Below are 19,439 nucleotides of genomic sequence, written 5' to 3' on the forward strand. Positions count from 1 at the left end.
ATCGCACCAGACTAACCGCGGATGATGCTCCACCAGATGAGCAGCATGGTCACGAGGAAACCGACGACGAAGTTGATGGCCAGGAAGTGTCGCCAGCCGCGGTTGGCTGCGGCGGAGTCGGCATCCGACACCGACCAGAACGGAACGGCCGAGAAGATGTACGGCAGCACCAGAACCGAGGCGAGCGGTCCTGGCCACTCCGTCGCCAGCATGAGCAGGCCGCCGAGAGCCCAGAACAGCACGGCGAGGCGCACCGTGCGAGCAGCCCCGAACCAGGTGGCGATCGATGCGATGCCGCCCTCCCGGTCCGGCACGACGTCCTGCACCGCGCCGAAGGCATGGCTCGCCATGCCCCAGAGGAAGAATGCCACGAGGATGGCGAGCAGTTGCGGGGTGAACGTCGCGCCGGCGACGGCCAGGGCATAGACGGCCGGACTCACGAAATGCGCGCTCGACGTGGCTGAATCGAGGAACGGGCGCTCCTTGAAACGCAGGCCGGGAACCGAGTAGGCGAGAACGGCGAACAGGCTGATCGCCAGCACCAGCCACGACCACGGTTCGTCTGTTCCCCCGAGCACGAGCATGGCGATCACGAAGACGGCGCTGGATCCGACGCCCCAGCCGATCACAGCTCGATGAACACGCGGGTCGAGCATGGCTCCCTCGACGCCGCCCTTGCGGGGATTGCGCAGGTCGGACTCGTAGTCGAAGACGTCGTTGATGCCGTACATGAGGAGGTTGTACGGGATCAGGAAGAACAGGGTTCCCACCACGAACAGCGCGTCGATGCGGCCTGTCGTGAGGAGGTAGGCCGCCGCGAACGGGTACGCCGTGTTGATCCAGCTCAGCGGCCGAGACGAGAGTACGACCTGTCGCAGCACACCGGCGCGCGGGGCGGCATCCGTGTGATCGGCGCTCATCTCTCGTCCTGTTCGTCGCGGCTCAGCAGTACCCAGATCGACGGTAACAGCAGGGCTCCCGCCAGCGGGTAGGCGAAGTCCTCGATGGGGGCCAGCCCGAGGTCGACACCACTGCGGCCGGCGTCGGAGTAGACCATGAGTCCGACGGCGATCATGATGTTGTCGAACACCGCCGTGAGCACGAACAGCACGACGACGGTCAGCGCGATCGGGGTGATGAGCCGGGGACGACGCCGGAGGGCGAACGCCGCGACGACGGCGACGACGGCCAGCACGATGAGGTTCAGGGTCAGGTAGGTCATGCGCGCCGCCTGGCCGCGAGCAGGAGCTGGAACAGGGCGACGAGGTTCATCGTCAGATAGCAGAGGAACGCGAGGAAGAAAGCCTCCTCGAGGGGGAGTTCCGGAGCGAGGAGTATGCCGGTCATGTACGAGGTCTCGCCACGGCTGAACAGGCCGAGGCTGATTCCCACCAGGTCCCAGATGAGGAAGAACACCAGGCCCGAGATGAGCACGACGGCGGCGCGCACCGGCGAACGCCAGAAGAACAGCCGGTACCGCCAGTCGAGCACCACCATCCCCGCCAGGCTCACCAGGAGCGCACCGAGGTAGGCGAAGGTCACCGGCTCTCCGCCGGCGCCGGCGCGGGTGTCGGCAAGGGCTCGCTGGACGGCGTGGCCGTGGTGTCGCCGTTCATGCGTTTGAAGGCGATCTCAGCGCTGATCAGGCACATCGGCAGGCCGATGCCGGGGATGGTGCTACCGCCGGCGTAGAAGAGCCCGTCGAGCTGGCGCGAGGAGTTGCGGCCGCGGAGGAAGGCGCTCTGCCGCAGCGTGTGCGCTGGTCCGAGGGCACCGCCCATCCACGAGTTGAGGTCGGCTGCGAAGTCGCCGGGACCGACGGTTCGCCGCACCACGATGCGCTCGGCGAGATCGGGGATCCCGGACCAGTCGGCGAGGCGGTCGATGGCGGCATCCGCCACCTGCTCGACCTGGAGGTCGCCGTCTCCGTCGATGCCACCGCGGCCGATGCTGACATCGGCCGGCACGGGGATGAGCAGGAACAGGTTGCTGTGCCCGGCCGGCGCCACGCCCGGGTCCGTCGCGCTGGGCATGCACACGTAGAACGACGCGGGGTCGGGAATGCCGGGCTTCGAGCCGAAGATGCGGTCGAAGTTCGCGCGCCAGTCCGAGGTGAAGAACAGGGTGTGATGGGCGAGCGGCGGCAGGTCGCCGCGCACACCGAGCATCACGAGCACCGCGCCGGGTCCCGACATGCGGCGGTTCCACCAGCGCTCGGGGTAGGTGCGAACGCTCTCGTCGACGAGCTCGGTCTCGGTGTGGTGCAGGTCGGCGGCCGAGACCACCTCGTCGGCGGACAGGGTGATGCTGTGCCCGCCGGCGTCGACGTAGGTCGCCCCCGAGACGGATGCTCCCACCGAGGTGACGGCATCGATGGAGGTCACCCGCGCTTCCGTGATGATCTGCACGCCCTGCTCGCGGGCGAGGCGGGCGATGACGTCGATCAGGTGGGAGAAGCCGCCCTGCGGGTAGAGCACGCCGTCGGCCAGGTCCATGTGGCTCATGAGGTGGTACATCGCCGGGGTGCGCTCGGGGGAGGAGCCGAGGAAGACCGCCGGGTAGCCGAGGATCTGCCGCAGCCTGTTGTCCTTGACGTAGCCTGCGACGAACTTGTCGAGGGGCTGGAGCAGCAGGCGGGCGAGGCGGCCTCCGCGCTTCAGCACCGCGGAGTCGAGGAACGGCCGGAAGGACTGGAAGCTCGTGTAGAGGAATCGCTCGACGGCGTCGTCGTATGTGGCTTTCGCCGACTCGAGGTAGCGCTCGAGCGCGCGACCCGCTCCAGGTTCGATCCGCTCGAAGGTGCGGATGTTCTCCTCGCGGGAGGCGCGGATGTCGATGGGCTCTGCGTGACCCTCGAAGTACACCCTGTACCCGGGATCGAGCAGAGTGAGGTCCAGCTCCTCGGCGGCCGAGGTGCCGAGGAGCTTGAAGAAGTGGTCGAAGACCTCGGGCATGAGGTACCACGACGGACCCGTGTCGAAGGTGAAGCCGTCCTTCTCCCATGATCCGGCGCGGCCGCCCAGCTCGCTCCGTGCCTCGAGCAGGGTCACCTCCCGACCGTCGCGGGCGAGCAGGGCCGCAGTGGCGAGGCCGGCGATGCCGCCGCCGATGACGATGGTGTGGGTCATGGCCTGCCTCCACCGGTCACAGCTGCCCTGACCGCGATCGTGAGTTTCTCGGCATCCGGAACCCGAACGCGCGAGGTGAGGAGCTGGCTCGCCGGGGTGCCGCGCAGCTTCGTCGAGAGCCTGGAGAACAGGCCGTGTGCGGCGGCGACGGCGCCGCGGGAGGATCGAGGCAGGCGCGCGATCGCGCGTGCCGCTATCGCGAGGTCCTCGTCGATGTCGTCGAGGATGACGTTCTTCTCCTCCTCCGTCATGCGAGCGGGGTCGATGGCGGGGAAGTAGTTGCGCCCGAGGCTGGACCAGTCGGCCGAGAGATCCCGCAGGAAGTTGACCTTCTGGAAGGCCGCTCCGAGATGCACGGCGCCATCCTCGAGCATGCGTCGCTCGTCATCACGGATGGGGTGACCGGCGAGGAAGGCGCGCAGGCACATCAGCCCGACCACCTCGGCCGAGCCGTGGATGTACACGGCCACCTCGTCGGCGTCGAAGGGGGAGTCGTCGAGATCCCGGCGCATCGAGGCGAAGAACGGCGCTGTCAGGTCGCGGCCGATCCCCGTGGCACGGGCGGTGACGGCGAAGGCGTGCACGACCAGGTTGGTGCTGAACCCCGTCGCGACGGCGCGGTCGGTCTCGGCTTCGAACTCGTCGAGGCGGGCCCGTTGCTCATCGACGCCGAGCCCGGCTGCGGCCGCCGCGCCATCGACGATCTCGTCGGCCACTCTGACGAGCGCGTAGATGTCGCGCACCTGGGAGCGCACGCCAGACCCGAGCAGGCGGGCCGCGGCACCGAAGGAGGTGGAGTAGCGGCCGATCACGACCGCGGAGCTCGATGATGCTGCGGAGGTGTAGAGCTCGAGGGGACCACGCTGTCTGCTCATCGGGTGCGGTTCACCGCCCTGTCGGCGAAGGTGCCGAGCAGCTCGCGCAGTTCATCGGGAAGCTCGGATGCCGCCAGCTCGCTCTTGGCGAGGGCCACGTGGTCGCGCGCCAGTTGTTCGGTGTGGGCGGCGGATCCGCATCCGGTCAGCGTGTCCCGAACGAAGGCGGCTTCAGCAGGATCGAGGTCGGCCTTGCCGATGAACGGCGCGATCGTCGGCCACTCGGGCGTGGTGCGGGCGTGCGCGAGAAGGGTGGTGATCTTGCCCTCGCGCAGGTCGGCGATGGTGCTCTTGCCCGTCTGTGACTCATCCCCGAACACACCGAGCATGTCGTCGGCGAGCTGGAACGCGATGCCGATGAGACGGCCGTACCGGCCGAGGCAGGCGATGTCGGCCGCCGATGCGCCGGCGAGCACGGCTCCGGCCTGCAGCGGTGCCTCGCAGGAGTAGACCGCCGTCTTCTGTTCGAGGGTCGCGAGCACGTCGGGGATGCCGAGCAGGTGCGGGGCGACGGTGTTCGTCACGTCGTTCAGCTCACCGGCGGCCGAGACGAAGACCGCCCTGTCGAGGATGTCGAGGACTCGACCGCGCGTTCCGGCATCGGTGTCGAGCTGGGCGACGATGCGGTGCGCCTGGCTGAGTGCCAGGTCTCCGGCGAGCAGCGCCGCGGCCTCGCCCCAGGTCCTGGCCTGGTCCTCATCGGCACCGAGGGCGGCTCCGCGTGCGGCGAAGGCGCCGAGCACATTGGTGGAACCGCGCCTGACCAGGTCCCGGTCGATCACGTCGTCGTGGATGATGAACGCCGTGTGCAGCAGTTCGAAGGCAATGGCCAGTTGCGTGGCCGCGTCCTGGTCGGTGCCGCCGAGGCCGTTGTGCGCGGCCAGGACGAGAGCGGGGCGGGCTCTCTTGCCGCCGGCGCTCGCCTGCTCGAGCTGGTCCCACAGTTCGACGTAGTGCGGTCCGTAGTCGCCAGCCCGCAGCCGTGACGCGGCGAAGTACCGGTCGAGTTCGCTGTCGACGCTGGACGTGGCGACGTCGATCATGAGAATCTCTCGAGCTGCTCGAGTTGCATGACCATCCACGGGCTGAACGCCCAGGGGGTCTCGCTCGCGGCCCGCGCGATCGCCGTGGGCTCGACCCAGACGAACTCGGCCACCTCGCGCGGGTCGGGGTCGGGAATGCCATCGGTACGCGCGACGTAGACGGGGCAGACCTCGTTCTCGACGGTTCCCCGAGAGTCCGTCGCCCTGTAGCGGAAGAGCGGGAGTGCGAGCGCGACATCGGAGATCTCGATACCGAGCTCGAAGTCGGCACGGCGGTGCACGGCGGACAACACGGGCTCCGCGGGGCGGGGGTGTCCGCAGAACGAGTTGGTCCAGACCCCCGGCCAGGTCTTCTTACTCAGTGCCCGACGGGTGATGAGCAGCTTGCCGTCCGAATTCAGCACGTAGCAGGAGAAGGCGAGGTGCAGTGCGGTGTCCGGGCCGTGGGCCGCGGCCTTGGACGCAGTCCCGATGGGGGTGCCGTCCATGTCGAGCAGAACGATCTCGTCGTCGACGTGCGCTTCGGTCTCCGTTAGTGTCACGATCGCCCCCAGTTTGTCTCTTCCACGAAATAGCTAACTGAGTTAGCGAAATCGACGTTACCATGTCTCACATGAGCACAGAAGCGGATTCTCGCGGGCTGCCGTCGTACTGGTACGACGCGCAGGCGGCCGGCGCGGGCGAGGCCATCGGCGTGCTCGAGGCGCTCCGTCGCTTCCGCAGCGCCGACCGGACGATGCGACTGCGCACTCAGGACGACATGGACATGAATGAGACGGATCTGGCGGCGCTCCGCTTCCTGATCGCCGAAGAGAAGCGCGGGCACGAGGTCGGGCCGACCGATCTGGCCCACCATCTCGGCATCTCCACCGCGGCGACCACGAAGCTGATCAAGCGGCTCGTCGCCTCCGGTCATCTCGAGCGTCGGCCGCACCCGCACGATCGGCGCGCGCAGATCCTGCATCCGACGCCGGGCGCCCACGAGGAGGTTCGTGCGACTCTCGCCGCCATGCACGCCCGGATGATGGGCGTCGCCGATGCGTTCGCGCCCGAGGAGCAACAGGTCGTGGTGCGCTTCCTCACCGCGATGGCCGACGCCGTCGGTCGCACGCGCGACGCCGAGCCGGCCGGAGCCGAGACTCCTGCGGATGCGCCCATCGAGACGGGCGAGACGCCGCCCGCGCCGTGAGCGTTCATGACACGTTTCGTAGCGTTCGGCTTCCGTGAGGCATGCTGGTGGGATGAGTGCCGCATCCGGAGACGCCTGGGTCGAGGGTCCTGACGGATCCCGGTTCTGGGGCCGGTTCGGTGCCGCCGGGCTGCTCGCCTGGGATCCCGAGCGCGGGGTGCTCATGCAGCACCGGGCCAGTTGGAGCCACTTCGGCGACACGTGGGGTCTTCCCGGGGGAGCGCGCCACGATGACGAGGACGCCGTGACCGGCGCCATCCGCGAGGCCGCCGAGGAGGCGGGCGTCAGGGGCAGCGACCTCGAGATCGTGACCACCTCGGTGCTCGACCTGGGCTTCTGGTCGTACACGACCGTCGTCGCGCGCGTGCTGCATCCGTTCGAGCCGGTCATCAGCGACCCAGAGTCCATCGCCTTGGCGTGGGTGCCCATCGACGAGGTCGCCGAACTCCCACTCCACCCTGGCTTCGCTGCGAGCTGGCCGGCACTGCGTGATCTCCTCGTCGTCTGAGGACGCTCAGGACGCCGGTGCGTGGGCGACGTCAGCGGTGCGACGGCGCGGGAACCACGGCACGATCGCCGATGTGCTCGCCTGGTAGTCCGCGTACTCCGGATGCCGTGCCTTCGAGAGCGACTCCGTGAACACCGTCGACCCGATGAACAGGGCGGTCAGCAGGAGCGGACCGAGGACGCTCCAGTGCAGCACGGTTCCGGTCGCGACCACGGCGAACAGGTAGAGCGCCCACCACTGCGCCTGCTCGAAGAAGAAGTTGGGGTGCCGCGAGTAGCGGAACAGCCCGGTCTGGAGGAAACGCACGGACGGGACGCGACCGCTCGCGATCTCGGCCTTCTTGCCCTGGTGGAAGTTCCACTGCTGCTGGTCGGCGACGGTCTCCCCGACGAGGAGCACCAGGAAGAGTGCGGCCACCAGGAGGTCGGCCAGGCCGAGGGGAGTGGGCACGGCCTGGTAGACGGTGAAGGCCGACAGGGTCATCCCCAGGATCAACACGTTCTGGTACCCCGCGATGAAGAGCAGGTTGAAGATCTGGAACGCCGGCTTCGGCATCCGTGCCCGAAGGGCCGCCCACCGATAGTCCTCGCCGCCACGGGCATAGCCGCCCTTCCTGGCGAAGTTGAACGTCAGCCGAGCACCCCAGAGCGTGACGAGAGTGGCCATCAGCACCAGCCGGGCGTCGCCGAGTCCCGATGCCGCAGCGAAGACCCACACGTACACGACGGGGGAGATCGACCAGATCCGGTCGACCCAGGAGTACTCACGGGTGAGCACGGAGAGGAGCCAGGTGCCGACGATGGTGCCGGCGCAGATCCAGAGACACACGACGAGAGGCTGCATGCTGCGCATGTTACGCCGTCGATAGACTCGATCCGTGGCAGAGCCGAGCGAGCCGACGAACCGGATCTGGACGGTTCCCAACGTGCTGAGCATGCTCCGGCTCGTGCTGGTGCCGTTCTTCCTGGGGTACCTGATCGTCGGCGACTACATCACGGCACTCGTGATCCTCGTGATCTCCAGCTTCACCGACTTCCTCGACGGCTTCGTCGCCCGCAGGTTCAACCAGATCAGCCGTCTCGGGCAACTCCTCGATCCGGCCGCCGATCGCCTGTACCTCTTCGCCTCGATCCTCGGTCTGGCCGCCGGCGGGCTGGTTCCGTGGTGGCTCGTCGCGGTGATCGTCGGTCGCGACGTCTTCCTCGCACTGCTCGGAATCCTGCTGGCCAACCACGGTTTCGGCCCCCTTCCGGTGCACCAGCTGGGCAAAGTGGCCACCTTCGCGCTGTTCCTCGGCCTGCCCGTTCTCATGCTCGGCGCGGCGTTCCCCGTCACCGCCGCCGTCGCCCTGCCGATCGGATGGGCGATCACGCTCTGGGGCGTCTTCCTCTATTGGTGGGCAGGAATCATCTACGCGATCGAAACCGGTCGTGTCATTCGCCTGCCGCTGGTTCAGAGCCCTCGCCGATCCGATACGCTGGAGGAATAGGGAGGTGCACTGTGGGAGAGTCCGATGACCGGAATGCCGGGGCACAGGCCGACGAGGTCGACCAGGTGAGCACGGACACCACACTGTCCTTCACTCAGGAGCAGGCGGCGTCACTGCTGGCGATCGACCCCGATCTGACCGCTGAGGAGGAAGAGGCGATCCAGGCGTTGCCGTCGGGTTCAGCACTCCTCGTGGTGCGTCGGGGGCCGAACGCCGGTGCGCGCTTCCTTCTCGACGCCGACGTGACGACCACGGGGCGGCATCCGGATGCCGACATCTTCCTCGACGACGTCACGGTGTCGCGCCATCACGCGCAGTTCCTGCGCCACGGCACGGCGTTCGAGGTGAAGGACCTCGGCTCCCTGAACGGCACCTACTTCGACGGAGTGCGCATCGAGACGGCCCTTCTGGCCGACGGCGCCGAGGTGCAGGTGGGCAAGTTCCGCCTCACGTTCTACTCCTCGAGGCCCGACCTCGCAGGAGCATGATGGCGGGCGCCAGCGCCCACGCGCGGGCATCCGCCACCCCATCACTCCTCAGCATCGGCCAGGTGCTCGCGCGCCTCACGCCTGAGCATCCCGAACTGACGCCCTCGAAACTGCGCTTCCTCGAGGAGCAGGGGCTGATCTCGCCCGCGCGCACGGAGTCCGGCTATCGCAAGTTCTGCGCTGCCGACGTCGAGCGCATCCAGCTCATCCTCGGCATGCAGCGCGACCACTACCTTCCGCTGAAGGTCATCCGGGGCTACCTCGAGCAGCTCGACGCCGGCCACGTGCCGACCCTGCCCGGAACCGCGGCGCCCGGACCGTCGATGCTCTCCTCGTCGCGCCGCTTCGATCGCGACGAGCTGCTGCGCGAGTCGGAGGCGTCCCCGCAGCTGTTGGCGGATGCCGTCTCGGCATCGCTGATCGTCCCGGCCGACGTGTACAGCGAGGAGACCGTGAGCGTGCTCCGCGCCCTCGCCGAACTGCGCAAGGCCGGAATCGAGCCTCGCCACCTGCGCGGCTTCCGAGCCGCCGCCGAACGCGAGTCCTCGCTGATCGAGACGGCGATGACGCCGATCGTGCGGCGCAACGACGCCTCCAGCAGGGCGAAGGGGGCCGAACTGGCTCTCGAGATCGCCTCCCAGCTGGAGGTCGTACGATCGACCCTGCTGCGCGCCGCCCTTCAGCGCGTGATCAATCCGTGACTTCCTCGACACGCGGTGCCGATGTCGTTGCCGCACGGCACTGACCTGAGTACCGTGAGTGAAGCGGCGCACGGTCAGTGCGCAATCTGTCGGAAGAGGCGAAATCCATGAGTGAACTCAGTCGGAGTGACGCAGATCGTTACGATCTGCAGCTGCTGTTCACCGACGGACTTCCCGAGATGGACGCCAACTCCGGCTACCGCGGCGCAGTGGCCGCACGAGCCGCCGGCATCAGCTACCGCCAGCTCGACTACTGGGCTCGCACCGAGCTCGTCGAGCCCACCGTGCGCGGTGCAGCAGGGTCGGGATCGCAGCGCCTCTACGGCTTCCGCGACATCCTCGTGCTCAAGCTCGTCAAGCGCCTCCTCGACACCGGCATTTCGCTCCAGCAGATCCGCGTGGCGGTCAACCAGCTGCGCGAGGCCGGCATCAACGACCTGGCCCAGACCACTCTCATGAGCGATGGGGCCAGCGTCTACCTGTGCACGTCGAACGACGAGGTCATCGACCTGGTCAGCCGCGGTCAGGGCGTCTTCGGCATCGCCGTCGGCAAGGTGCTGCGCGAGGTGGAGTCGACACTCGTCGAGATCGACTCGCACCCCGTCGACATGCAGGACGAGCTCGCCGCTCGTCGCCAGACCCGCAAGATCTCCTAGGGCGGGCGCTCTTCGCGCTCACCCGTTGATCGAGTAGCGCCCGACGGTGTCGGCCGCGTATCGAGATCGTCGGGCGTGGTTTCGATACGCGGGCTCGCTGCGCTCGCGCGCTACTCAACCAGCGTACGGGTGGGCTCGCTGCGCTCGCGCGCTACTCAACCAGCGTGCGGGCGGGCTCTCTTGAGTATTCCGGTTGATCGAGTAGCGCCCGACGAAGTCGGACGCGTATCGAGATCACCAGCGTGCGGCGCTCAGCCCGCGGACTGCTCCGAGCGGTCGATCGCCGGGCGCTCGACCGGCTGCGGAGCCGCGAGGTGCGCGTACTCGCCAATGCGTGCCGTGCGCAGCACCCTGTCGAGCAACTGGTCGAAGTAGCGAGCCATCTCCTGGGCGCTGTCGCCGGGCCACGCGTGCAGCGGCTGGCCTGCGCCCTGAGCCTGCTGCAGCGAGGTCCGCTCCGGCAGCTGCGGGGAGAGCACGAGGGGGCCGAACATGTCACGCAGTTCCTTGATGCGGTACTGGTGCTCGAGAGAGGCGACCCGGGTGCGGTTGACGATGATGCCGAGGGGCTGCAGTCGCGACGACATCCCGCGACGGATCTCCTCGATGGCGCGCAGGGCGCGGTCGGCAGCGGCTACAGAGAAGAGGCCGGGCTCCGTCACGACGGCGACTCGATCGCTGGCGGCCCAGGCTGTGCGCGTGAGTGCATTGAGCGTCGGAGCACAGTCGACGAGCACGAGCTCGTACTCCTTCTCGATGGTCTCGAGGGCGTCCTCGAGCTTCCAGATGTCGCGTTCGTGCGGGTGCGGACCATCGAAGTTGATGGCTGACGGGCTGCCGATCATCACGTCGAGCTTGGAACCGGGGCGCCCACGCGTCCACCCGCTCGGAGCGATCGCGGAACGCACGATCTTCTCCTTCGGGCTCGCGAGCACGTCGGCCACGTTGAGGTGACCGGCGACGCTGACGGCCATGCCGGTCGACACATCGGACTGAGGGTCTAGGTCGACGACAAGGGTCCGGATGCCGCGGGCGAACGCCGCTGAAGCGAGTCCGAGCGTCACCGTCGTCTTGCCGACGCCACCCTTGAGGGAGCTGACGGAGAGTACGTGCACAAGTAGATACGTTACCTTCACTAGTCTGGGAGAACCTAACCGTCAGACCCGTACCGCGTGCCTCACGAAAGGCCTGTATGTTCCAGAAGATCCTCGTTGCCAACCGCGGTGAAATCGCCATCCGCGCCTTCCGTGCCGCTTACGAGCTGGGCGCGAAGACGGTAGCAGTGTTCCCGTTCGAGGACCGCAACTCCCTGCACCGTCTGAAGGCCGACGAGGCGTACCAGATCGGCGAGCCCGGGCATCCGGTACGTGCCTACCTCGACGTCTCGGAGATCATCCGAGTCGCCCGCGAATCGGGTGCTGACGCCATCTACCCGGGATACGGCTTCCTCTCCGAGAACCCTGAGCTCGCCGAGGCCGCTGCAGCAGCGGGGATCACCTTCATCGGCCCGGGGAAGCACGTGCTCGAGATGGCGGGGAACAAGGTCACGGCGAAGGAGCACGCCATCGCCGCCGGTGTCCCCGTGCTCAAGTCGACGCCGCCGTCGAAGGACGTCGAGCTTCTGCTCTCGCAGGCCGAGGAGATCGGGTTCCCCATCTTCGCCAAGGCCGTCGCCGGCGGAGGCGGACGCGGAATGCGCCGGGTCGCGAGCCAGGACAGGCTCCGGGCCGCCCTCGAGGAGGCAATGCGCGAAGCCGACAGCGCGTTCGGTGACCCGACGATGTTCCTCGAGCAGGCTGTGCTCCGTCCCCGTCACATCGAGGTGCAGGTTCTCGCCGACGCGAACGGCGAGACCGTTCACCTCTTCGAACGCGACTGCTCGGTGCAGCGCCGCCACCAGAAGGTCATCGAGATCGCGCCGGCTCCGAACCTTCCGGAGGAGACGCGACAGGCGCTCTACCGCGATGCCATCGCCTTCGCGAAGTCCATCGGCTACGTCAACGCGGGCACCGTCGAGTTCCTGCTCGACACCGCGGGGGAGCGGGCCGGCCAGCATGTCTTCATCGAGATGAACCCGCGCATCCAGGTCGAGCACACCGTGACCGAGGAGGTGACGGATGTCGACCTCGTGCAGTCGCAGATCCGCATCGCCGCGGGGGAGAGCCTCGCCGACCTCGGTTTGCAGCAGGAGAACATCAAGCTCCGCGGAGCCGCACTGCAGTGCCGCATCACGACTGAGGACCCGACGGCGGGATTCCGTCCGGACACCGGCAAGATCACCACCTACCGTTCTCCCGGTGGTGCCGGCATCCGCCTCGACGGTGGAACCATCAACCCCGGTGCCAACATCAGCCCGCACTTCGACTCGATGCTCGCGAAGATGACAGCCAGGGGTCGCGACTTCCCCGCTGCGGTCGCTCGTGCCCGGCGTGCACTCGCCGAGTTCCGCATCCGAGGCGTCTCCACCAACATCTCTTTCCTGCAGGGAGTGCTCGAGGACCCGTCGTTCATCGCGGGCGACCTCAGCACGTCCTTCATCGAGGAGCGCCCGGAGTTGCTGCGCGGCCGGGTGTCGAAGGACCGCGGCACGAAGATCCTCAACTGGCTGGCCGACGTGACCGTCAACCAGCCGAACGGGCCGCGTCCGACAACCATCACGCCGACGGACAAGCTGCCGAAGATCGACCTGTCGCAGCCTGCGCCGGCCGGCTCGCGTCAGCGCCTGCTCGAACTCGGTCCGCAGGGCTTCGCCGCCGCGCTCCGCGCCCAGACGCCGTTGGCCGTCACCGACACGACGTTCCGTGACGCCCACCAGTCGCTGCTCGCGACGCGGGTGCGCACCCGCGATCTCACCGCGGTCGCGCCGTACGTCGCCAGGCTCACTCCGGAACTGCTCTCGGTCGAGGCATGGGGAGGCGCCACCTACGACGTCGCCCTGCGCTTCCTCGGGGAAGACCCATGGGAGCGCCTCGCCACTCTGCGCGAGTCGTTGCCGAACATCAACCTCCAGATGCTTCTGCGCGGTCGCAACACCGTCGGCTACACGCCGTACCCGACGAGCGTCACCGAGGCCTTCGTTGCGGAGGCCGCTGCCACCGGTGTCGACATCTTCCGCATCTTCGATGCGCTGAACGACGTCGATCAGATGCGCCCGGCCATCGAGGCCGTGCTGGCCCAGGGAAGCGCCGTCGCCGAGGTGGCCGTCTGCTACACCGGCGACCTGCTCGACCCTGCCGAAGACCTGTACACGCTCGACTACTACCTGCGTCTCGCCGACCAGATCGTCGAGTCGGGTGCTCACATCCTCGCGATCAAGGACATGGCCGGCCTCCTGAGGCCTGCGGCCGCCGCGAAGCTGGTCACGGCGTTCCGCGACCGCTTCGACCTGCCCGTGCACCTGCACACGCATGACACACCGGGCGGTCAGCTCGCGACGCTGCTGGCGGCATCCGCTGCCGGTGTCGATGCCGTCGACGTGGCATCGGCACCCATGGCCGGCACGACCAGCCAGCCGTCGGCCTCGTCGCTGGTCGCAGCGCTCGCCCACACCGAGAGGGACACCGGCCTGTCGCTGGCGAACGTATCGGACCTCGAGCCCTACTGGGAGGCCGTGCGTCAGGTCTACCGTCCGTTCGAGTCTGGACTGCCGGGACCGACGGGGCGCGTGTACCACCACGAGATCCCGGGTGGTCAGCTGTCGAACCTGCGCCAGCAGGCCATCGCACTCGGCCTGGCGAACGACTTCGAGCTCGTGGAGGACATGTACGCCGCGGCCAACAAGATCCTCGGGCGCGTTCCGAAGGTCACGCCGTCGTCCAAGGTGGTCGGCGACCTCGCCCTGCACCTCGCCGCAGTCAAAGCGGACCCGGCCGATTTCGAAGCGAACCCCCAGAAGTACGACGTCCCCGATTCCGTCGTGGGCTTCATGGCCGGCGAGCTGGGCGAGCTGCCCGGCGGATGGCCCGAGCCGTTCCGCACCAAGGTGCTCGAGGGCCGAACGGTGCGCATCGGGGTCACCGAGCTGACCGACGAGGAGCGGACCGCCCTCGCCGGTGACAGCAGCACGCGTCGCGCTGCACTGAACACGCTGCTGTTCCCCGCACCCACCCGCCAGTACGAGCAGATCCGCGAGCTCTTCGGCGACCTCTCCGTCGTCGACACCCCCGACTACCTCTACGGCATGCGCCAGGGCGCTGAGCACGTGGTCGAGATCGGAAAGGGCGTGCGGCTCTACGCCGGACTCGAGGCCATCGGCGAAGCCGACGACAAGGGCATGCGCACCGTCATGACCACGCTCAACGGCCAGTTGCGACCCGTCTTCGTCCGCGATCGGAGCATCGCCGTCGAGAGCAAGGCGGCCGAGAAGGCCGACGCCAGCCAGCCCGGCCAGGTCGCAGCGCCCTTCTCCGGCGTGGTGACCCTCCAGGTGGAGGTCGGCGCCGAGGTGACGGCCGGTCAGGCCGTCGCGTCCATCGAGGCGATGAAGATGGAGGCGGCCATCACGTCCCCCGTCGCGGGAGTCATCGAGCGGGTCGCCATCCCGCGGACGCAGCAGGTGGATGCCGGCGATCTCCTCGTCGTGGTCGTGCCGCGCTAGGCTCGAACGCTGTCCCCCGAAGAAAGAGGCACCAGTGCCCCCCAGTGACGACGGATTCGACCTGCGCGCACGCCGTGCCCGCGGCGCCGGAGACGAGTACAACAGCGAGCTCGCACCGCGGGCCGGAGACGACCTCGCCTCCGCGCTGCCCGAGAGCCTGAGCATCCAGGTCGACCTGCCTCCGGCACCCCGCCCCGAGGCGCCGGCCGACGAGATCGCCGTGGCCATCCCAGAGCGTGCGGTGAACCCCGGTGTCGTGGCCGAGAACTCCACCCACTCCGTGCCGATCATGGTGCAGCCCCCGGTGCGGGCATCGGGACATCACCGCTCGCAGCTCGAGCCGATCGACCGTGACGAGGACGCCGCGGCGGGCTACAGCGGCGAGGGTCCCGAGTCGCCCAACATGCTCACGGCCGACAGGCTCATCGAGCCCAACCGACGCACCCGCCCGGCGCCGGAGGGCGGCTGGAATCAGTTCCTCTACTCCGCGACCTTCCACACCGTGAATCGGGGCGACTCGCCCCGGGTGCTGGCACGCAAGGCGCTCGACGCGCGAATCCAGCGTCAGTTCTCCGGCGGAACGCGGTTCGTGCCCGTGCTCACCCGCAAGGGCGGCGTCGGCAAGACGACAGTCACGGCACTGCTCGGAATGGCGCTGGCCTCCGCTCGCGAAGACCGAACCATCGCCATCGATGCGAACCCCGACAGGGGGACGCTGTCCGAGCGCATCACCCGGCAGACCCGCTCGACCGTCCGCGACGTCGTGAACAAGGCCCCGTCGATCGGCGGATTCACCGACTTCTCCGCCCTGGTCTCCCGTGACGAGACCCGGCTCGACATCCTCGCGTCGGACACCGATCCCATGCTGAGCGAGGCATTCGACGCCGACGACTACAACGTCGTCGCCGACCTCTCCGCCCGTTTCTACTCGATGGTCCTCACCGACTGCGGAACGGGCATCGTCCACTCCGTGATGCGGGCCACCCTGCAGCGAGCCGATTCCATCGTCATCGTCTCGGGCGGCAGCGTCGACGAGGCCAGGCTGGCATCCGAGACCCTCACCTGGCTCGAGGCCAACGGCTACGGCGACCTGGTGCGCAACGCCATCGTCGCCCTCAACACGGCGACGCAGGGGACCAACCTGGTCAAGCTCGAGGAGATCGAGACGCATTTCCAGTCGCGGGTGCGCGAGATCGTGCGCATCCCGTACGACCCTGTCCTCGCCGCCGGCTCGGTCATCCACTGGAAGGACCTGAAGCCCCTCACACGTCATTCCGCCCGTGTCCTCGCCGCTCTCGTGGTCGAGGGCCTGCCCGTCGACCGTGGCCTCTGAGCCGCGGCCCCACTCCAGAAGAAGAGCATGACCGACCGCACCATCCGCCTGTTCGGCGATCCCGTCCTGAAGACGGTCTCGAGTGAGATCGTCACGATCGATGACGGCATCCGCTCGCTCGTGCAAGACCTCATCGACAGTGTGAAGCTCCCCGGCCGCGCCGGCGTGGCAGCCGCTCAGATCGGCGTGAACCTGCGCGCGTTCAGCTACAACGTGGACGGCGAGGTCGGCTACATCCTGAACCCCGTGCTCACCGAGCTGTCGGGGGAGCCGGAACTGGTCGACGAGGGCTGCCTCTCGGTTCCCGGCCTCTGGTATCCCACCCTGCGCTACCCGTTCGCGCGCGCCTCGGGCATCGACCTCGACGGCAAGCCCATCGAGCTGAGCGGATCCGGCCTCATGGCGCAGGCGCTGCAGCACGAGACAGACCACCTCGACGGTCTGCTCTACCTCGACAGGCTCGACAAGCCCAACCGGCGCTCCGCGATGAAGGAAGTGCGCGAGAGCACCTGGTTCTAGCCGGTGGCTGGCGGATGCCGCCGCGCCAGTGCGGCATCCGTCACTCGAAGACCGGAGTGAGGAATCGACGCTCGTACCGGCGGATGCACTGCGTGTCGCGGGCCAGCTGGAACGCCTCCAGGCATTCCGGGTCCGTCCTGGACGCCGTGCGGTAGGCCTCGTACTCGGCCAGCGACGGGAAGGTGAACAGCGCGAACGCCTCGTCGCTGTCGCCCTCGCTCGGCATGAAGTAGCCGTGGTGGTCGCCGCCGAGCTTCTCGACCAGGCGGATCCAGGCGCGTCCGTAGGCCGTGAACTCGTCGAGCTTGTCCGGGTCGATCTCGTAGCGCAGGTGAATGGTGATCATGACGGTCTCTCTCGGTTCAGGGGATGGTCAGACGGGCAGCGTGTAGCGCTGCTTGGCGCTCCGCGTTGCACCGGTGCGGTCGTAGAAGCGGATCGCGCCCTCGTTCCAGTCGGGCGTCTGCCACCGCAGCTCGCGGGCTCCGAGCGACGCGGCCAGTTCGCGGAGTGCGGTGAGCAGGAGTCCGCCGACTCCGGATCCCCGGGCCGCCTCGCGCAGGAACAGGCAGTCCATGTGCAGGAACTCCACCCCCTGCCAGGTCGAGGCCTCCAGACTGGCCGTCGCGTAGCCGACGATCCCGTCGTCGTCGGCTGCCACGATGGCGTGCAGTCTCGGTGCCGCGCCGAACAGCATCGGCGACAGCCTGGCGGCGAGATCAGGGGGCGGCGGCGCAGCGCGTTCGTAGTCGGCGTGCTCGTGGATGAGCTCGACAAGCTGTCGAAGATCTGCTGGCGAGGCCACGCGCACGGTCGGTGTCGAGGGCATGACGCCACTCTGCCTGTCCGAGACCGCGGTGCGGCATCCGTCGCCGGCGTGCCAGCGAGGGTGTCTGGATCTGGTGCCGACTTTGGCAGGATCCGGATGCCGCCGCAACGGCCGGGAACGACGAAGGCCCCGGACGGATCCGGGGCCTTCGTCGTGCGAGCGGAACTCTCAGCCCGCGAGGCTGATGCCCGTCGTCGCCGGCGCTCCGGCATACATCTCGTCGATCACATCGGCGAAGTCGGCGAGGATGACGTTGCGCTTGATGCTGAGCTTCGGAGTGAGGTGGCCGCTCTCCTCGGTGAGGTCCGTGGCCAGCACCTGGAACTTGCGGATCGATTCCGCCCGCGACACGTTCTCGTTCGCCACGTCGATGGCGCGCTGGATCTCGGCGATCACGACGGGGTTCACGGCGGCTTCTGTGACGGTCATGGCTGCGTCCTCGCCGGCGTTGTTCAGCCAGACGGGGAGCATCTCCGGGTCGAGCGTCACGAGCGCGGAGATGAACGGTCGGCGGTCGCCGACCACGATCACCTGTCCGACGAGCGGGTTCGCGCGGATCGGGTCCTCGAGAGCGGCGGGGGCGACGTTCTTGCCGCCGGCCGTGACGATGATCTCCTTCTTGCGGCCGGTGATGGTGAGGAAGCCGTCGGAGTCGAGAGCTCCGATGTCACCCGTGTGCAGCCAGCCGTCCTTGAGGGCGGCCTCGGTGGCCTCCGGGTTCTTCCAGTAGCCCTCGAACACGTTCACGCCCTTGACGAGGATCTCGCCGTCATCCTCGATGCGGATGGAGACGCCGGGGAGGGCGGGGCCGACTGTGCCGATCTTCGACTTCGCCGGACGGTTCACCGTCGCGGGGGCCGTGGTCTCAGTGAGGCCGTAGCCCTCGAGGATGGTGATGCCGAGCGAGTGGTAGAAGTGGCCGAGGCGGGCGCCGAGCGGAGCCGATCCGGAGACCGCGTACTTCACCCGACCGCCGAGGGCGGCGCGGAGCTTGGAGTAGACGAGCTTGTCGAAGACCGCGAACTTGATCTTGAGGCCGAGGGGGATGCGAGCGCCGTCCTCGAGGGCCTTGGAGTGGGCGATCGCGACATCGGCGGCCGAGCGGAAGATCTTGCCCTTGCCGCCGGTCTCGGCCTTCTGCTCCGAGACGTTGTAGACCTTCTCGAACACACGCGGGACAGCGAGCAGGAACGTCGGCTTGAAGCTCTCCATCGACGGCAGCAGGAAGCGCGTGTCCGGCTGGTGGCCGACGTTCACTCCGGCGTGCACCGACAGCACAGCGATGAGCCGGGCGAACACGTGCGCCGTGGTGATGAACAGCAGCGTCGAGGCGTCCTCGAGCACCTCACCGAGGCCGAGGCGGGCGTTGCGGCTGGTCTCGACGAAGTTGGCGTGCGTCAGTACGCAGCCACGGGGCTTGCCCGTCGAGCCCGAGGTGTAGATCAGGGTGGCGATGTCGGAACCGACGGCGAGGTTGCGACGACGCTCGATCTCGGCATCCGGAACATCCACGCCCTGGGCGACGAGCTTGTCGAGGTCTCCGAGGTCGATCTGCCAGACGTTCTGGATGAGCGGGAGCTCCGGGTGCACCTCGTCGAAGCGGGCGAAGTTGTCCGCCGTCTCGACGATCAGCGAGATGGCGCCCGAGTCGGAGAGGTTCCAGCGGATCTGGCTGGGCGAGCTCGTCTCGTAGACCGGAACCAGGACTCCGCCGGCGAACCACATGGCGAAGTCCACCAGGGTCCACTCGTAGCGGGTCTTGGACATCAGGCCGACCTTGTCGCCCGGCTGGATGCCGGCAGCGACGAAGCCCTTCGCCAGAGCGACGACCTGGGCGTGGAACTCCCGCGTGGTGATGGGGGACCAGCCGCCATCCTTCGTCGGGGTGGAGAAGAGCACGGCATCCGGAGCCTCGGCGAGCCGACCGATCAACAGGTCGGTCGTGTTGGCTTCTGGGTCTGCTGGGCTCAGGGCGGGCGCGTCGAACTGATTCACGGTATCTCCTTCGGCACCGGGTGGGACAGGTTCCTCACGGCCTCGGCGACGGTGCCGAATCGGGAGGGGACGTCTCCGGTAGAACTTGT

The 19,439-nt window shown here is 68.1% G+C and carries 21 protein-coding genes; 9 read left to right on the forward strand and 12 right to left on the reverse strand.

The window, feature by feature from the left end:
• Positions 1-11: 11 nt before the first annotated feature.
• The 7 genes from ASC59_RS02240 to idi are packed head-to-tail and all read right to left on the reverse strand — an operon-like array spanning position 12 to position 5,588.
• Positions 12-920, reverse strand: a complete 909-nt coding sequence (locus ASC59_RS02240) for a prenyltransferase (protein WP_055817976.1) — start codon at positions 918-920, stop codon at positions 12-14.
• The gene (locus ASC59_RS02245; protein ID WP_055817978.1) at positions 917-1,222 is read right to left on the reverse strand and encodes a lycopene cyclase domain-containing protein; all 306 of its coding nucleotides are present in this window, start codon (positions 1,220-1,222) and stop codon (positions 917-919) included. The genes ASC59_RS02240 and ASC59_RS02245 overlap by 4 nt, the downstream gene beginning before the upstream one ends.
• Positions 1,219-1,542 carry a lycopene cyclase domain-containing protein gene (locus tag ASC59_RS02250; protein ID WP_055817980.1) on the reverse strand — a complete coding sequence of 108 codons (324 nt, stop codon included), beginning with the start codon at positions 1,540-1,542 and terminating at the stop codon, positions 1,219-1,221. The genes ASC59_RS02245 and ASC59_RS02250 overlap by 4 nt, the downstream gene beginning before the upstream one ends.
• Positions 1,539-3,128 carry a phytoene desaturase family protein gene (gene crtI, locus ASC59_RS02255; RefSeq protein WP_055817982.1) on the reverse strand — a complete coding sequence of 530 codons (1,590 nt, stop codon included), beginning with the start codon at positions 3,126-3,128 and terminating at the stop codon, positions 1,539-1,541. Before crtI ends, ASC59_RS02250 begins: the two co-directional genes overlap by 4 nt.
• Positions 3,125-4,003 (reverse strand): phytoene/squalene synthase family protein, encoded by an 879-nt coding sequence (locus tag ASC59_RS02260; RefSeq protein WP_055817984.1) that lies wholly within the window; start codon positions 4,001-4,003, stop codon positions 3,125-3,127. Before ASC59_RS02260 ends, crtI begins: the two co-directional genes overlap by 4 nt.
• Entirely contained in the window at positions 4,000-5,046 is a 1,047-nt protein-coding gene (locus ASC59_RS02265; RefSeq protein ID WP_055817985.1) for a polyprenyl synthetase family protein, read from the reverse strand. Before ASC59_RS02265 ends, ASC59_RS02260 begins: the two co-directional genes overlap by 4 nt.
• Positions 5,043-5,588, reverse strand: a complete 546-nt coding sequence (idi, locus tag ASC59_RS02270; RefSeq protein WP_268765473.1) for an isopentenyl-diphosphate Delta-isomerase — start codon at positions 5,586-5,588, stop codon at positions 5,043-5,045. The genes ASC59_RS02265 and idi overlap by 4 nt, the downstream gene beginning before the upstream one ends.
• Positions 5,589-5,659: 71 nt before the next feature.
• Between idi and ASC59_RS02275 the strand changes: the two genes are divergently transcribed.
• Together ASC59_RS02275 and ASC59_RS02280 are read left to right on the forward strand one after the other, a co-directional pair.
• A complete protein-coding gene (locus ASC59_RS02275) occupies positions 5,660-6,235 on the forward strand; it encodes a MarR family winged helix-turn-helix transcriptional regulator (protein ID WP_082513346.1) in 576 nt (191 codons plus the stop codon).
• A 52-nt stretch (positions 6,236-6,287) separates the two neighbouring features.
• Complete coding sequence (locus ASC59_RS02280; protein WP_055817987.1) at positions 6,288-6,743, forward strand: NUDIX hydrolase; 456 nt, start codon at positions 6,288-6,290, stop codon at positions 6,741-6,743.
• A 6-nt stretch (positions 6,744-6,749) separates the two neighbouring features.
• Here the strand turns inward: ASC59_RS02280 and ASC59_RS02285 are convergent, their stop codons facing one another.
• Positions 6,750-7,586, reverse strand: coding sequence for a DUF1295 domain-containing protein (locus ASC59_RS02285; protein WP_055822674.1), 837 nt, complete (start codon positions 7,584-7,586; stop codon positions 6,750-6,752).
• Between the two features lie 34 nt (positions 7,587-7,620).
• Between ASC59_RS02285 and ASC59_RS02290 the strand changes: the two genes are divergently transcribed.
• From ASC59_RS02290 to ASC59_RS02305, 4 genes are all read left to right on the forward strand, one after another.
• Entirely contained in the window at positions 7,621-8,232 is a 612-nt protein-coding gene (locus tag ASC59_RS02290) for a CDP-alcohol phosphatidyltransferase family protein (protein ID WP_235492550.1), read from the forward strand.
• Positions 8,233-8,243: 11 nt separating this feature from the next.
• Positions 8,244-8,720 carry an FHA domain-containing protein gene (locus ASC59_RS02295; protein ID WP_420813414.1) on the forward strand — a complete coding sequence of 159 codons (477 nt, stop codon included), beginning with the start codon at positions 8,244-8,246 and terminating at the stop codon, positions 8,718-8,720.
• A complete protein-coding gene (gene ftsR, locus ASC59_RS02300) occupies positions 8,720-9,421 on the forward strand; it encodes a transcriptional regulator FtsR (protein WP_055817989.1) in 702 nt (233 codons plus the stop codon). Before ASC59_RS02295 ends, ftsR begins: the two co-directional genes overlap by 1 nt.
• A 107-nt stretch (positions 9,422-9,528) precedes the next feature.
• A complete protein-coding gene (locus ASC59_RS02305; protein ID WP_055817991.1) occupies positions 9,529-10,077 on the forward strand; it encodes a MerR family transcriptional regulator in 549 nt (182 codons plus the stop codon).
• A 251-nt stretch (positions 10,078-10,328) separates the two neighbouring features.
• On the opposite strand, the gene ASC59_RS02310 is transcribed toward ASC59_RS02305, so the two are convergent.
• Positions 10,329-11,192, reverse strand: a complete 864-nt coding sequence (locus tag ASC59_RS02310) for a ParA family protein (protein WP_055817993.1) — start codon at positions 11,190-11,192, stop codon at positions 10,329-10,331.
• A gap of 77 nt (positions 11,193-11,269) precedes the next feature.
• On the opposite strand from ASC59_RS02310, the gene ASC59_RS02315 reads away from it, so the two are divergent.
• From ASC59_RS02315 to def, 3 genes are read left to right on the forward strand one after another with little or no spacing between them, the layout of a single operon-like run.
• Positions 11,270-14,674 (forward strand): pyruvate carboxylase, encoded by a 3,405-nt coding sequence (locus ASC59_RS02315; RefSeq protein WP_055817995.1) that lies wholly within the window; start codon positions 11,270-11,272, stop codon positions 14,672-14,674.
• A gap of 34 nt (positions 14,675-14,708) precedes the next feature.
• The gene (locus tag ASC59_RS02320; RefSeq protein WP_442915071.1) at positions 14,709-16,007 is read left to right on the forward strand and encodes a nucleotide-binding protein; all 1,299 of its coding nucleotides are present in this window, start codon (positions 14,709-14,711) and stop codon (positions 16,005-16,007) included.
• A 27-nt stretch (positions 16,008-16,034) separates the two neighbouring features.
• Positions 16,035-16,526, forward strand: coding sequence for a peptide deformylase (gene def / locus ASC59_RS02325; protein ID WP_055817997.1), 492 nt, complete (start codon positions 16,035-16,037; stop codon positions 16,524-16,526).
• Positions 16,527-16,566: 40 nt separating this feature from the next.
• On the opposite strand, the gene ASC59_RS02330 is transcribed toward def, so the two are convergent.
• The 3 genes from ASC59_RS02330 to ASC59_RS02340 all read right to left on the reverse strand — a co-directional run bounded on the left by ASC59_RS02330 (position 16,567) and on the right by ASC59_RS02340 (position 19,350).
• Positions 16,567-16,872: an NIPSNAP family protein gene (locus tag ASC59_RS02330; protein WP_055817999.1), complete on the reverse strand. Its 306-nt coding sequence runs from the start codon at positions 16,870-16,872 to the stop codon at positions 16,567-16,569.
• Positions 16,873-16,899: 27 nt separating this feature from the next.
• Positions 16,900-17,355 carry a GNAT family N-acetyltransferase gene (locus ASC59_RS02335; protein WP_055818001.1) on the reverse strand — a complete coding sequence of 152 codons (456 nt, stop codon included), beginning with the start codon at positions 17,353-17,355 and terminating at the stop codon, positions 16,900-16,902.
• 168 nt (positions 17,356-17,523) lie between these two features.
• Positions 17,524-19,350 (reverse strand): AMP-dependent synthetase/ligase, encoded by a 1,827-nt coding sequence (locus ASC59_RS02340; RefSeq protein ID WP_055818003.1) that lies wholly within the window; start codon positions 19,348-19,350, stop codon positions 17,524-17,526.
• Between the last annotated feature and the right edge of the window lie 89 nt (positions 19,351-19,439).

The sequence above is a fragment of the Leifsonia sp. Root1293 genome, assembly GCF_001425325.1.
Taxonomy (GTDB): domain Bacteria; phylum Actinomycetota; class Actinomycetes; order Actinomycetales; family Microbacteriaceae; genus Orlajensenia.